Origin of the sequence: Denitratisoma sp. (assembly GCA_032027165.1) — a bacterium.
GTDB lineage: Bacteria > Pseudomonadota > Gammaproteobacteria > Burkholderiales > Rhodocyclaceae > Desulfobacillus.
The window spans coordinates 1,959,636-1,973,441 of sequence record JAVSMO010000001.1; the positions used below are offsets into that span (position 1 = coordinate 1,959,636).

At 69.7% G+C, this 13,806-nt stretch carries 10 protein-coding genes; 2 read left to right on the forward strand and 8 right to left on the reverse strand.

What is annotated here, in order from left to right:
* Positions 1-10: 10 nt before the first annotated feature.
* Positions 11-811, reverse strand: coding sequence for an RMD1 family protein (locus ROZ00_09600; protein ID MDT3736468.1), 801 nt, complete (start codon positions 809-811; stop codon positions 11-13).
* A gap of 123 nt (positions 812-934) precedes the next feature.
* Between ROZ00_09600 and ROZ00_09605 the strand changes: the two genes are divergently transcribed.
* On the forward strand, positions 935-1,807 hold the full coding sequence (locus ROZ00_09605; protein MDT3736469.1) for an OmpA family protein: 873 nt from the start codon (positions 935-937) through the stop codon (positions 1,805-1,807).
* Positions 1,808-1,962: 155 nt separating this feature from the next.
* The gene (locus ROZ00_09610; GenBank protein MDT3736470.1) at positions 1,963-4,674 is read left to right on the forward strand and encodes a molybdopterin-dependent oxidoreductase; all 2,712 of its coding nucleotides are present in this window, start codon (positions 1,963-1,965) and stop codon (positions 4,672-4,674) included.
* A gap of 35 nt (positions 4,675-4,709) precedes the next feature.
* On the opposite strand, the gene nirD is transcribed toward ROZ00_09610, so the two are convergent.
* The 7 genes from nirD to ROZ00_09645 all read right to left on the reverse strand — a co-directional run bounded on the left by nirD (position 4,710) and on the right by ROZ00_09645 (position 13,767).
* On the reverse strand, positions 4,710-5,021 hold the full coding sequence (gene nirD / locus ROZ00_09615; GenBank protein ID MDT3736471.1) for a nitrite reductase small subunit NirD: 312 nt from the start codon (positions 5,019-5,021) through the stop codon (positions 4,710-4,712).
* Positions 4,990-7,473, reverse strand: coding sequence for a nitrite reductase large subunit NirB (gene nirB / locus ROZ00_09620; GenBank protein MDT3736472.1), 2,484 nt, complete (start codon positions 7,471-7,473; stop codon positions 4,990-4,992). The genes nirD and nirB overlap by 32 nt, the downstream gene beginning before the upstream one ends.
* A 21-nt stretch (positions 7,474-7,494) precedes the next feature.
* A complete protein-coding gene (locus ROZ00_09625; protein MDT3736473.1) occupies positions 7,495-8,286 on the reverse strand; it encodes an ABC transporter ATP-binding protein in 792 nt (263 codons plus the stop codon).
* Positions 8,287-8,299: 13 nt separating this feature from the next.
* A complete protein-coding gene (gene ntrB / locus ROZ00_09630; protein ID MDT3736474.1) occupies positions 8,300-9,205 on the reverse strand; it encodes a nitrate ABC transporter permease in 906 nt (301 codons plus the stop codon).
* 10 nt (positions 9,206-9,215) lie between these two features.
* Positions 9,216-10,484 (reverse strand): ABC transporter substrate-binding protein, encoded by a 1,269-nt coding sequence (locus tag ROZ00_09635; protein MDT3736475.1) that lies wholly within the window; start codon positions 10,482-10,484, stop codon positions 9,216-9,218.
* Positions 10,485-10,765: 281 nt separating this feature from the next.
* Entirely contained in the window at positions 10,766-11,341 is a 576-nt protein-coding gene (locus tag ROZ00_09640) for an ANTAR domain-containing protein (protein MDT3736476.1), read from the reverse strand.
* Positions 11,342-11,376: 35 nt separating this feature from the next.
* Positions 11,377-13,767 carry an ATP-binding protein gene (locus ROZ00_09645; GenBank protein MDT3736477.1) on the reverse strand — a complete coding sequence of 797 codons (2,391 nt, stop codon included), beginning with the start codon at positions 13,765-13,767 and terminating at the stop codon, positions 11,377-11,379.
* Between the last annotated feature and the right edge of the window lie 39 nt (positions 13,768-13,806).

Genomic DNA, 13,806 nt, shown 5'->3' on the forward strand with positions numbered 1-13,806 from the left:
CCTCTGTCGGTTAGTGCTTGATGAACATTTCGTAGAGCGTCAGCAGGATCTCGAAGACGATCAGGATGACGATGTACCACTCGACGCGCAGCGAGTGGCGCGTCGACAGCAGGTCCTGCACGCTCTGCGCCGTGTGCGAGAGCAGGTTCATCTTGCGCTCCAGCGCCTGGTGGCGCTCGCGGATCTCGAACTCGTCCTGCAGGCGCACGAACAGGCTCTCCAGACCCGGCTGCTCCCACAGCAGCTCCGGCTTCTCGCTGATCTCGGCGCGGCCGACCATGCGGCTCTCGATCAGCAGCATGGCGCCGATGTTCTTCAGCAGCGCCCGCTCCTGGCCAGGGATGCGGCCATGCTCGGCGAGGTCGGCCGCCAGCGGCTCGACGCGGTCGAACTCGGCCGAGACGCGCGCCTCGTACAACGCCAGCAGCACGCTCTTCGAGAGGATGTCGGCGACGAGCTGCAGACGCTCGATCGTGCAGGCCTCGAAGACGACGGTGCCCGGCCTGACGCCGTCCTTCGCCTGCGGCTCGACGGCGATCTCGATCTCTTCGGTCTCCGGCCGCTCGTAGGGCCGCGTCACGAAGGGCCGCAGCCGCTCGAGGAAGGACACCTCCTCCATCGCCGCCACGTCGAAGAACACCGCCACGCCGTAGCGGAACAGCACCGCCACGCCGCCGCCCTGCACCTCGACGGCCAGCGGGCTGGTCGCCAGCGCGTTGCCGCTGCCGAGGGCGCGCAGGTCGAGCCGCTCGCCGAGCAGCACGGCGCGCGCCTTGAAGGCGCCCTTGCGGCAGAGGGGAAGCGTTTCCATGGGGATAGTTTCGCACAGGCGCGAAAAGGTGTGGCGCGCAAACTTGCCGATATTGGATAACGACATGCCGAAGCCACCGGCTAGAATCCGCCCGCCGCGTCCACACCGAAAAGGAGCTTCAACTTGAAACGGTTGCTTGAATTCCCCCTTGCCCTGATCCTCGCCCTCCTCGCCGCCGCGGCCTTCGCCGCCAAGGATCCGGGCGACAACCCGGGCACCGCGGATCACCCGGAAGTGCCGCGCTTTCCCGGCTTCCATATCGACAGCTCCAAGCTGAAGGACTTCAACGAATACCGCTTCGCCAGCAAGGGCTACGACGGCTCCTACGAGCCGATCGGCGAAACGAAGGCCGGCAAGCACTGGTTCATCGACTACATCCTCAACGAGGGCGCGCGCAAGCCGAGCGCCGTCGAACTGGTCAGGAACTACGAGAACGCCTTCAGGAAGGCCGGCGGCGTCCTGGTCAATCGCCATCCCAAGGGCGGCGATCCCGAAAGCGCCGTCTACCGCATGCCGCGGCCGAACGGCGGCGAGCGCTGGATGCAGATCAACATCGACAACGAAGGCCTGCGCTACCAGCTGAACATCGTCGACGTCGGCGCCATGGTGCAGAAGGTGGAATTCTCCGCCGGAGAAATGGCCGATGCGATCAGGAAGAACGGCTTCGTCGCCCTGACCGGCATCCTCTTCGACACCGGCAAGGCCACCATCAAGGCCGAATCGGCGCCGCTGCTGAACGAAGTGGTTGCGCTCCTGAAGAACGACAAGTCGCTTAGGCTGTCGGTCGAGGGCCATACCGACAATGTCGGCGACAAGCGCGCCAATGCGGAATTGTCCAAGCAGCGCGCCGAGAGCGTCGTGAAGTATCTCACCGCCAACGGCATCGATGCCAGGCGCCTGAAATCCGACGGCAAGGGCGACGCCGTGCCGGTCGCCGACAACCGCAGCGAGGAAGGCCGGGCGAAGAACCGGCGGGTCGAGCTGGTCAAGCGCTAAGCGCAGCAGTCGGCGCACCACTTTGGCCCGCGGCCGGGGCGGGCCGCACCATCCGGAGACATCCGGCCCCGCAGGGCCAAATCTCGCAAGGCCGCGCCAGCACTGGCTTTCCGGCCGATCACCGCTCCTGGCACAGCGGTTGCTCAGTGCAAGGCATGAACGAAACCCGATCCGCCTGCTGCTACTGCGGCACCGGCTGCGGCGTCCTTATCGAGCACGACGGCAGCCGCATCGCCGGCGTGCGCGGCGACCCCGCCCACCCGGCCAACTTCGGCCGCCTGTGCAGCAAGGGCGCCACGCTGCACCTGACCGCCGGCCGCGAGGGCCGCCTGCTGCATCCGGAACTGCGCACGGCGCGCGAAGCGCCGCGCCAGCGCCTCGGCTGGGACGCCGCCCTCGGCCACGCCGCCCGGCGCTTCGCGTCCATCATCCGCGAGCACGGCCCCGACGCCGTCGCCTTCTACGTCTCCGGCCAGCTGCTCACCGAGGACTACTACGTCTTCAACAAGCTGGCGCGGGCGCTGGTCGGCACCAACAACATCGACAGCAACTCGCGCCTGTGCATGTCCTCGGCGGTGGCCGCGTATACGCAGACGCTCGGCGCCGACGCGCCGCCGTGCAGCTACGAAGACCTCGGCCTCGCCGACTGCCTGCTCGTCGCCGGCTCGAACACCGCCTGGGCGCATCCGGTGCTCTTCCGCCGCATCGAGGACGCGCGCCGCGCCAACTCGGACATGAAGCTGATCGTCGTCGACCCGCGCCGCACCGACACCGCCGCGGGCGCCGACCTGCACCTCGCCCTGCTGCCCGGCACCGACGTCACGCTCTACGGCGCGATGCTGCACGTGCTGCTGTGGGAGGACCTGGTCGACCGCGATTTCATCCGCGCCCACACCGAGGGCTTCGACGGGGTGCGCGACGCCGTGCGCGAGCTGACGCCGGCCGCCGCCGCGTCCGTCTGCGGTGTCCCGGCCGAGGACATCGTCGCCGCCGCGCGCTGGTTCGGCAACGCGAAGGCGGCGCTTTCGCTCTGGTGCCAGGGCCTCAACCAGTCTTCCCACGGCACGGCCAACGGCGCCGCGCTGATCCACCTGCACCTCGCCACCGGCCAGATCGGCCGGCCCGGCGCCGGCCCCTTCTCGCTCACCGGCCAGCCCAACGCCATGGGCGGGCGCGAGACCGGCAGCATGGCGACCCTGCTGCCCGGCCACCGCAGCCCGGCCAATCCCGACCACCGCGCGGAGCTGGCGCGCTACTGGAACGTGCCGTCGCTGCCGGAGGCGCCGGGCAAGACCGCCGTCGAGCTGTTCGAGGCCGTGCGGCGCGGCGAGATCAAGGCGCTGTGGATCGCCTGCACCAACCCGGCGCAGTCGCTGCCCGAGCAGGCGCGCGTGCGCGAGGCGCTCGAGCGCGCCGAGTTCGTCGTGCTGCAGGAAGCCTTCGGCGACACCGAGACCGCGTCCTACGCCGACCTGCTGCTGCCCGCCGCCACCTGGGGCGAGAAGGACGGCAGCGTCACCAATTCCGAGCGGCGCATCACGCGCGTGCACCGCGCCGTGCCGCCGCCGGGCGAGGCGCGCGCCGACTGGCAGATCGCGCGCGACTTCGCCCTGCACCTCGGCCGCGAGCTGGGCCGCCATGACGCGCCCCAGCTCTTCTCCTGGTTCCATCCCGGCCAGGTCTTCCGCGAGCACGCCGGCACCACGCGCGGCCGCGACCTCGACATCACGGGCGTCGACTACGCCCTGCTCGAGGCGCGCGGCCCGCAGCAATGGCCCTTCCCCGAGGGCGCGCCGGCCGGCACGCCGCGCCTGTACGCCGACCTGCGCTTCGCCCGCCCCGGCGGACTGGCCCGCTTCGTTCCGCTCGACTTCGCGCGCACCGCCGAGTCCACCGATGCGCGCTTCCCGCTGCACCTGAATACCGGCCGCCTGCGCGACCAGTGGCACGGCATGAGCCGCAGCGGCCGCGCCGCCCAACTCTACAGCCACGAGGAAGCGCCGCGCCTGCTCATGAACGCCGACGACATGCTCCGGCGCGGCCTGCAGGACGGCGACTTCGCCAGCCTGCGCGGGCGGCGCGGCGAGACCGTGCTCACCGTCGCCGCCTCCGGCGAGCTGCGCGCGGGGCAGGTCTTCCTCGCCATGCACTGGGGACGCCGCTCGCTCTCGCACAGCGGCGCCAACGAACTGATGCCCGGCGCGCTCGATCCCTTCTCGAAGCAGCCCGAACTGAAGCACGCCGCCGTGCAGGCGGCCCGCCTCGAGCTGCCTTGGCAAGCGCTGGTGCTGCGCCGCGAAGCCGACGGCACGGAACAGGCGCTCGCCTGGCTGGCGCGCCTGCAGCCCCTGCTCGCGCGCTTCCGCTACGCCAGCCTGACGCTGGCCGGGCGCGAGACCGCCACGGTGGTGCTGCGTCTCGCCGGCGAGGCAGCGCCGCCGGCGGAATGGCTGGAGGAGATCGATTCGATCCTCGGCTTGAGCGACGCCGACTGCCTCAGCTACCGCGACCGCCAGCGCGGCATCCGCAAGAAGGCGCGCCTCGAGGACGGCCGTCTGACCGGGCTGCACCTGTCCGGCGAGACGGCCGCCGCGGCCTGGCTGAAGGACATGGTGGTCGACGGCCGGCCGGCCGGGGATGTGCGCCGCTGGCTGCTGGCGCCGCTCTCCGCGCCGCCGGAAGGCGTCGCCGTGCGCGGGCGCATCGTCTGCGCCTGCAACAACGTCGCCGAGAAGGACATCCTCGCCGCCGTCGCCGCCGGCGCGAACCTCGAATCCCTCCAGGAGACCCTGCGCTGCGGCACCGGCTGCGGCTCCTGCGTGCCGGAGCTGAAGCGGCTGCTGGCGGCGGGCAAGGCTGCGGCCTGATCCTTTCTTCCCCCCTTTGAAAAGGGGGAGGCCGTTCAGCCGAGCTGAATCAATACCGTCCCGTTGTCCACACGCGCCGCGTAGCGGTGCGTGCAGCCGGTATCGGGGGCGACGGCTTTGCCGCTGTCGAGGGCGATGTGCAGGCCGTGCAGCGGGCAGGTGACGCGATTGCCGGCGACGATGCCCTGCGAGAGCGGGCCGCCCTTGTGCGGGCAGCGGTCGTCGACGGCGAACACCTCGTCCTGCGCGTTGCGGAACACGGCGACGTCGCCGCGCGCGGTCTTCACCACCCGCGCGCCGAGCGGCGGGATCTCCTCAAGCGGACACACTTTGAGCCAGGCGCTCATCGCTGCTTTCTCCTTTTTTCTCGACAATCCTGATCGGCGCAAACTCGGCACTGCGCAGCCCCTTGGCGCGCTCGGCCCACGGGTCCTTCTCGTCCTGCAGGGCGAAGAGCAGGCGCTCGTAAAGGGCCTTGCGGTTCGCCGCGTCCTCGACCACCCGCTGCTTCACGTAGTCGAGGCCGACGCGCGCCACCCAGTGCACCGTGCGGTCGAGGTAGCGCGCTTCCTCGCGGTAAAGCTGCAGGAAGGCGCCCGCGTATTCCATCACCTCCTCGCGCGTCTTCACCTTGGCCAGGAACTGCGCCACTTCCGTCTTGATGCCGCCGTTGCCGGCGACGTAGATCTCCCAGCCGGACTCGACGCCGACGACGCCGACGTCCTTGATGCCGGCCTCGGCGCAGTTCCTCGGGCAGCCGCTCACCGCCAGCTTCACCTTGTGCGGCGCCCACATGCGGTCGAGCGCGCGCTCGAGGTCGATGCCGAGGTTCGTCGAGTCCTGCACGCCGAAGCGGCACCACTCCGAGCCGACGCAGGTCTTCACCGTGCGGATCGACTTGCCGTAGGCGAAGCCCGAAGGCATGTCGAGGTCGGCCCACATCCGCGGCAGGTCCTCCTTCTTCACGCCGAGCAGGTCGATGCGCTGGCCGCCGGTGATCTTCACCGTCGGCACGGCGTACTTCTCCGCCACCTCGGCGATGCGCCTGAGCTGCGCCGGCGTGGTGACGCCGCCGTGGATGCGCGGCACCACCGAGAAGCTGCCGTCCTTCTGGATGTTGGCATGCGCCCGCTCGTTGATGAAGCGCGACTGCGGGTCGTCCCGGTATTCCTTCGGGAAGGCGCACACCAGGTAGTAGTTGAGCGCCGGCCGGCAGCCTGAGCAGCCGTCGGGCGTCTTCCATTCCATGAAGCGCATCGCCTCGGGAATCGACAGCAGTTTCTGCTCGCGGATCGCCTTGCGCACCTCCTCGTGCGTGTAGTCGGTGCAGCCGCACAGCGGCTTCTTCGAGGCGTCCTGCGGCTGGTAGGCGCCGCCCACCGTGGTGGCGAGGATCTGCTCGACCAGGCCGGTGCACGAGCCGCAGGAGCTGGAGGCCTTGGTGTGCTTCCTCACCTCCTCCAGCGTGAACAGGCCCTGCTCCTTGATCGCCTTGACGATGGTGCCCTTGCAGACGCCGTTGCAGCCGCACACCTCGGCCGAGTCCGCCATGGCGGCGGCCTTGCTCTGGCCCTGATGGCCGGCGCTGCCGAGATGCGATTCCCCGAACATCAGGTGATCGCGGATGCCGGAGACGTCGCGGCCCTCGCGCAGCAGCTGGAAGTACCAGCTGCCGTCCACCGTGTCGCCGTAGAGCACGGCGCCGGCCAGCCTGTCGCCCTTCAGCACCAGCTTCTTGTACACGCCGCCGTTGCGGTCGTTCAGCACGATCTCCTCGGTGCCCTCGCCGCCCATGAAGTCGCCGGCGGAGAAGACGTCGATGCCCGTCACCTTGAGCTTGGTCGACACCACCGAGCCGGCGTAGCGGCCGATGCCGAAATTGGCCAGGTGGTTGGCGCAGACCTTGCCCTGCTCGAAGAGCGGCGCGACAAGCCCGTAGGCGGTGCCGCGGTGCGCGGCGCACTCGCCGACGGCGTAGATGCGCGGGTCGTAGGTCTGCAGCGTGTCGCTGACGACGATGCCGCGGTCGCAGTGCAGGCCGGCGGCTTCCGCCAGCGCAGTGTTCGGGCGGATGCCCACCGCCATCACCACCAGGTCGGCGGGGATCGTCTCGCCGTCCTTGAACTTCACGGCGCAGACGCGGCCGGACTCCCCCTGTACCAGCTCGCTGGTGAACTTCGGCAGCAGGAACTTCAGGCCCTTCGCCTCGAGCGAGGCCTGCAGCATGCCGGACGCCGCGCGGTCGAGCTGGCGCTCCATCAGCCAGTCCGCCGCGTGCACCACGGTGACGTCCATGCCGCGCAGCTTCAGTCCGTTCGCCGCCTCCAGGCCAAGCAGGCCGCCGCCGATCACCACGGCGTGCCTGTGATGCGCCGCCGCCTCGATCATGGCCTGCGTGTCGGCGATGTCGCGGTAGGCGATCACGCCGGGCAGGTCCCTGCCCGGCACCGGCAGCATGAAGGGGTTCGAGCCGGTGGCGAGCAGCAGGCGATCGTAGGGCGCCTCGGTGCCGTCCTCGGCCACCACCTTGCGGCGGATGCGGTCGATCTTCGCCACCTTCTTGCCGGCGTGCAGGGTGATGTTGTGCTCGCGGTACCAGTCGAGGCCGTTGAGCATGATCTCCGGCAGCTGCATCTCGCCCGCCAGCACCGGCGAGAGCAGGATGCGGTTGTAGTTGCCGTGCGGTTCGGCGCCGAAGACGGTGATGTCGTAGAGGTCCGGCGCCAGCTTGAGCAATTCCTCCAGCGTGCGCACGCCGGCCATGCCGTTGCCGACGAGGACGAGTTTGGGTTTCTTCATTGTTGCGCTCCCTTCTTTCGATTACGCCGCGCGCCGCAGGTGCTTGCGGTGGAGGAATTCCAGCACCGCGGCGCGGCCCGCCGTGAACACCGGGTCGTTGGCGAGCCTGAGGCGCTCGCGCGGCCAGGGCAGCTTCACTTCCAGCACCTCGCCGATGGTCGCCGCCGGGCCGTTGGTCATCATCACCACGCGGTCGGAGAGCAGCACCGCCTCGTCGACGTCGTGGGTCACCATCACCACCGTGGCGCCGGTCGCCTCCATGACGTTCATCAGCTCGTCCTGCAGGTTGGCGCGGGTCAGCGCGTCGAGCGCGCCGAAGGGCTCGTCGAGCAGCAGGATCTTCGGCTCCATCGACAGCGCCCGGGCGATGCCGACGCGCTGCTTCATGCCGCCGGAGATCTCCTGCGGGAATTTCGATTCGGCGTGCGTCAGGCCGACCAGCGCCAGCGCCGCCTGCGTGCGCGCCTTCAGCTTGGCCTTGCCCTCCTTGGCGCCGAAGACGCGCTCCACCGCCAGGTAGACGTTGTCGTAGCAGGTCAGCCAGGGCAGCAGCGAGTGGTTCTGGAACACCACGCCGCGGTCGGGGCCGGGGCCGGCCACCTCGCGCCCGTTGGCGAGCAGCACGCCGGAAGTCGGCCGCGTCAGCCCGGCGATCAGGTTGAGCAGCGTCGACTTGCCGCAGCCGGAATGGCCGATCAGCGAGACGCACTCCGCCTCGTGGATCGTCAGGTTGATGTCGCGCAGCGCCGTGAAGGGGCCGTTCTTCGTGGCGAACGTCATGCCGACATCCTCGATCTGCACCATCTTCTTCATGACCGTGCTCCTTTCACTCGTAGCTGAAGCGCTTGGCGAGCATGACCAGGATCTGCTCCAGCAGCAGTCCGATCAGGCCGACGACGAAGATGGCGATGATGATGTTCTCCACCTTCAGGTTGTTCCACTCGTCCCACACCCAGAAGCCGAGGCCGACGCCGCCGGTGAGCATCTCCGCGGCGACGATCACCAGCCAGGCGACGCCGATCGACAGGCGCACGCCGGTCATCATGTAGGGCAGCACCGCCGGGAAGAGGATCCTGGTGAACACCTTCGACTCCGGCAGGTTGAGCACGCGCGCCACGTTGAGGTAGTCCTGCGGGATGCGCTGCACGCCGACGGCGGTGTTGATGATCATCGGCCAGATGCTGGAGATGAAGATCACCCAGATCGCCGCCGGGTTGGCGGCCTTGAACACCAGCAGGCCGATCGGCAGCCAGGCCAGCGGCGACACCGGCCGCAGCAGGCTGACGATCGGCGCCGTCATGTCGGCGAGGAACTTGAAGCGCCCGATGAGGAAGCCGGCCGGGATGCCGACCAGCGCCGCCAGGCCGAAGCCGATGCCGACGCGCTCGAGCGAGAACAGGATGTTCCAGCCGATGCCCTGGTCGTTCGGCCCGTTGCGGTAGAACGGGTCGGCGAACAGCGTCACCGCCGCCTGTAACACCACCGACGGGCCGGGCAGCTGCGGGCTCGACTTCGACACCAGCGCCCAGACGCCGACGAAGGCCGCCAGGCCGAGAACCGGCGGCAGCAGCAGGCGCAATGCTGCGGCAAAGCCTGCGCCCACCCGCTGCCGCCGTCCCGCGGAGACTGACTTTTTCTCCACGACCTGCACCTCCGGCGCGGCCGGGGCGGGTTTCCGCTTGTCCGCCGCCGGGGCGGCGGGCTTGTCGATCGTCACGGCTGTGGCACTCATGGTCGTCTCCTTATGCATGCACCTTGAATCCGCCGGCGTACTTCTTCGGGTCCTTGCCGTCCCACACCACGCCGTCGATCAGCTTGGCGCTGCGCATCTCGCCCTTCGGCAGCGCCACGCCCGCCGCGGCGGCGGCCTGCTTGTACACGTCGATGCGGTTGATCGCCTTCGCCACCGACAGGTAGTCGGGGTCGGCCTTGAGCAGGCCCCAGCGCTTGTGCTGGGTGAGGAACCACATGCCGTCCGACAGATAGGGGAAGTTCACCGCGCCGTCGCTGAAGAACTTCATGTAGTTCCGGTCGTCCCAGCTCTTGCCCAGGCCGTTCTCGTAGCGGCCGAGCATGCGGCCGAGGATGACGTCCATGTCGGTGTTGATGTAGGCCTTGGCCGCCACCGTCTCCGCCGTCTTGCGCCGGTTGGCGAGCGAGGCGTCGATCCAGCGCGAGGCCTCCAGCACCGCCGCCGTCATGGCGCGCGCCGTGTTCGGGTATTTCGCCACCCAGTCGGCGGTGGTGCCGAGCACCTTCTCCGGGTGGTCGGTCCACACGTCCTGGCTGGTGGCCACCGAGAAGCCGACCTTGTCCACGATGGCGCGCTGGTTCCACGGCTCGCCGACGCAGAAGCCGTGCATGTTGCCGACGCGGCAGTTGGCCACCATCTGCGGCGGCGGCACGACGATCGACTTGACGTCGCGGAAGGGATCGATGCCGTGCGCCGCCAGCCAGTAGTAGAGCCACATGGCGTGCGTGCCGGTGGGGAAGGTCTGCGCGAAGGTGTAGGTGCCGGCCGGGCTCGCCGCCACCACCTTCTTCAGCGAGGCGCCGTCGACCGCGCCCTTCTCCTTCATCTGCGTCGACAGCGAGATGCCCTGGCCGTTGTTGTTGATCGTCATCAGCACCGCCATGTCCTTCTTCGGCCCGCCGATGCCCAGCTGCACGCCGTACACCAGGCCGTAGAGCACGTGCGCCGCGTCCAGCTCGCCGTTCACCAGCTTGTCGCGCACGGCGGCCCAGGAGGCCTCCTTGCTCGGAATGATCCTGATGCCGTGCTTCTTGTCGAACGCGTTCACCGCCGCCATCACCACCGAGGAGCAGTCGGTGAGCGGGATGAAGCCGATCTTCACCTCCTTCTTCTCCGGCGCGTCAGAGCCGGCGGCCCAGGCGCCCGCGCGCACGCCGGGCGGCACCATGCCCATCAGCGCCGCGCCGCCGACGGCGAGCGAGGTGGTCTTGAGGAAGTCGCGCCGCGTGATTCCCGATTCGATGTGCTTGTCGTCCATTGCATGCTCCCTGTTTCCACAAAAAATGGGCGTCGCACCCGCGAAGAAGAGGAGGAGAACTCCGCGGATGGACGCCCTTGCCCGAAACCTTCCGGATCGCCGTTGACCCGGTGCTTGCCCCTTCAATTGCAAAGCCCGTGCCAGGTCCGGCGAATCGCGCGCAACACCGTGCCTGCAATGGTTTTTTATGGGATCGGCGGGTATCGCCGCGAAGATGATCGAACGAGTCGCCGCGCACTAATGCGGTGCGGCATTCTCAAAACCGCACCAGCGTGGGGGCGTTACAGCAGGACTTTCGCCATCTCGATGAGATCGCGCGAGACCTCCGCCAGCGGGCGGCCGCGGTCCATCGCCAGCTTGCGCAGCGCGCGGTAGGCGTCCTCCTCGGCCAACCCGCGCTTCTGCATGAGGAGGCCCTTGGCGCGCTCGACCAGCTTGCGCTCGGAGAGCTTCTGCGAGGCCGCGGCCAGCTCGCGGCGCAGCGCCTGGTGCTCCTCGAAGCGCGCCACCGCCACGTCGACGATCGGCTTCAGGCGCGCCGTCTCCAGCCCGTCGACGACATAGGCGGCGACGCCGGCCTTCATGGCGTGGCGGATCGACTCGGCGTCGCCCTCCTGGGCGAAGATGATCACCGGCCGCGGCAGGTCGCGGTTCAGCGTCGCCAGGTGCTCCAGCGTATCGCGCGAGGGCGAATCCGTCTCGATGAGGATCACGTCGGGCTGGATCGCCTGCACCTGCTCGGACAGATCCAGCGCCGAGGACAGCACCGCCGCCACCTGGTGGCCGGCGAGCGCCAGCCCGGCGCAGATCTCGGCGGCGCGCGTGCGGGATTCGTCGATGACGAGGATGCTCAGCATGCCTTCTGCCGAGCAAGGGGTGTGCCAGAGCGGCCCTAGCAGTCCGTCGGCACCTCGGCCGCCTTGCCGCTCACGCCGGCGCGGCCGAGCAGGATGTCGATTTCCGCAAGCAGGCGGGCGCCGGTGACCGGCTTGCGCAGTATCGGGAAGCCGCTCGCCTCCGCCTCCTCCAGCCCGCCGTGGGTGGTTTCACCCGTGAGCAGCACGACCGGGATGGCGGCGCCGAATGCCTGCTGCAACTTCCGCGCCGCCGCCACGCCGTTCTCTCCGTCGCGCAGGCGATAGTCGGCGATGATCAGTTCCGGCGTGCGGACGGCCTGCCGCGCCGCCTGGCAGGCCTCGTCGAAGGTGGCACCGCCGGCCACTGCCAGGCCGCGCTGGACGAGCAGCCCCTCCAGCGCCATCCGCACCAGGGCGTCGTCCTCGAGCAGGACGACGAGCTGCCGCCCGCCCGCCTCATGCGGAGTGGCCGGCGACGCAACCTGAGCGGCGGCCGGCACCGGCATGGCGCGGCTGCAGCGCAGGGCGAACACCGAACCGCGGCCGGGCACCGAGCGCAGCGTCAGCTTTTCGCCGAGCAGGTCGGCCAGGCGCCGCACGATCGCCAGTCCGAGGCCGAGACCCTGGCTGCGGTCGCGCGCGGCGTTGCCGACCTGGAAGAATTCCTCGAAGACCTTCTCGCGATCGGCCTCGGCGATGCCGATGCCGGTATCCCAGACTTCGATCCACAGCCGTCGGCCGCGCCGGCGGCAGGCCAACAGCACGCCGCCGCGTTCGGTGTAGCGGATGGCGTTGGACACCAGGTTGCGCAGGATGCGCTCGAAGACCAGCGGATCGCTCTCCGTCCACTCGCCGGTCGGCCGCACGCGCAGGCGCAGTCCCCGCACCTGCGCCTGCGGCAGGAAATCCACGGCGATGCGTGCGAAGACCTCCTGCACGGGGAAGGGACGCCGTTCGACGGTCTGCACGCCGGCATCCAGCCGCGAGACGTCGAGCACGCCGGAGAACATCTTCTCCAGCGCCTCCACCGACTGGTTGATGCGGCCGACCAGCCTGCGGATGTGCAGCGGATCGGTCTGGCCGGCCAGCGACGCGGCGAACAGGCCGAGTGCCTGCAGCGGCTGGCGCAGGTCGTGGCTGGCGGCGGCGAGAAAGCGCGACTTGGCGGCGTTGGCCGCCTCCGCCTCGGCCTTGGCCTGGCCGAGATTTTCCATGTTGCGCAGCAGCTCGGCGCTCTTCTTCGCCACCCGCTGGTCGAGTTCCGCGTTGAGCCGCTCGAGTCCGGCATAGGCCTGCAGGAAGCGGTGCGCCAGCATCCAGCCGACCGCGGTGGTGAAGAACAGCGCGGCATAGGGCACCAGGCGCACGCTGTCGAACATGCCGGGCTGCCCGACGGCGATCCAGTCGTAGGCGCCGAAGCCGAAGGCGACGCCGCCGGCCAGCGCGATGAGCACGGCGCCCAGGCTGCGCTCGCGCCAGGCCTTGCGCGCCACCACCGCCAGCGGCGGCGCGACGAAGCCGAGCATCGCGAGCAGCACGATCCGCGAGGCGTCCAGCACCGACATCCACGGCAGCGCAGCGTAAAGCAGCAGCGGCGTGGCGACCATCGCGCCGCGCAGCAGGCGCTCGTAGCGCGGCAGCGAGGCGGCGACGAAGCGCAGGCAGAACAGGCAGAGCAGGCCGACGAAGGTGAAGTAGAGCGCCGTCATCAGGATTTCCCAGTGCGGCTGCGGCACCGCCAGGTGGAACTGCACGTCGGCGACGTTGCGCACCGCCCAGACGATGGAGGCGGCGCCGAACAGGACGTAGGTGGCGTCGTCGCGGCGGCGCCACCACAGGATGAGGAAGAAGATGCCGAGCAGGCCGAGCGCCGCGGCCAGGCCGACCGGGGCGGCCGTCTGCAGGGCCATGCGCCTCCAGTACGCCTCGCGCAGCGCCGCCTGCGGCCCGAACACCACCGGCGAAAGCCCGGTGTAGTGCCCGGCGCGGCCCTCCAGGCGGAGGTGGATGCGATTCTCGCCGGCGACGAGCACGGCGGGCGGCACGGTGAACAGCAGGGGCCGCTTCCAGGTGTCCATCGCCTGGCCGCCCGGCTCGGCCGTGTCGCCGACCAGCCGGCCGTTGACGTACACCGTCAGCCGGTCGTTGCCGCGCGGCACGTAGAGCGCCTGCACCTCGGCGGGCACGGCGGCCAGCTCGGCGCGGAAGCGGTACCAGGCGGCGGCGCTCGTCTCCGGGCGGGTGTGCTGCCATTCGTCGGGCAAGGTCTGCACGCCCCACGCCTCGTCGTCGGCGGGCGGCTGCGACGCATCGGACAACAGGAAGCCCGCCTCGGTCCACGGCGCCGGCAGCGCGGCGGCGGCCAGGCAGGGCCACAGCAGTGCGGCGGCGAGCAGCAGCAGCCGGATGCCGGTACTTGTATGCAAGGGTCCTCCCCGTTTTTCCGGGGAGGTTACCCCATCCCG

Bases quoted from the DNA above. Each gene is read 5' to 3' on its own strand.
- ROZ00_09635 (MDT3736475.1), bottom strand. From the start codon at position 10,484: ATGGACGACAAGCACATCGAATCGGGAATCACGCGGCGCGACTTCCTC.
- ROZ00_09600 (MDT3736468.1), bottom strand. From the start codon at position 811: ATGGAAACGCTTCCCCTCTGCCGCAAGGGCGCCTTCAAGGCGCGCGCC.
- nirB (MDT3736472.1), bottom strand. From the start codon at position 7,473: ATGAAGAAACCCAAACTCGTCCTCGTCGGCAACGGCATGGCCGGCGTG.
- ROZ00_09625 (MDT3736473.1), bottom strand. From the start codon at position 8,286: ATGAAGAAGATGGTGCAGATCGAGGATGTCGGCATGACGTTCGCCACG.
- nirD (MDT3736471.1), bottom strand. From the start codon at position 5,021: ATGAGCGCCTGGCTCAAAGTGTGTCCGCTTGAGGAGATCCCGCCGCTC.
- ROZ00_09610 (MDT3736470.1), top strand. From the start codon at position 1,963: ATGAACGAAACCCGATCCGCCTGCTGCTACTGCGGCACCGGCTGCGGC.
- ntrB (MDT3736474.1), bottom strand. From the start codon at position 9,205: ATGAGTGCCACAGCCGTGACGATCGACAAGCCCGCCGCCCCGGCGGCG.
- ROZ00_09640 (MDT3736476.1), bottom strand. From the start codon at position 11,341: ATGCTGAGCATCCTCGTCATCGACGAATCCCGCACGCGCGCCGCCGAG.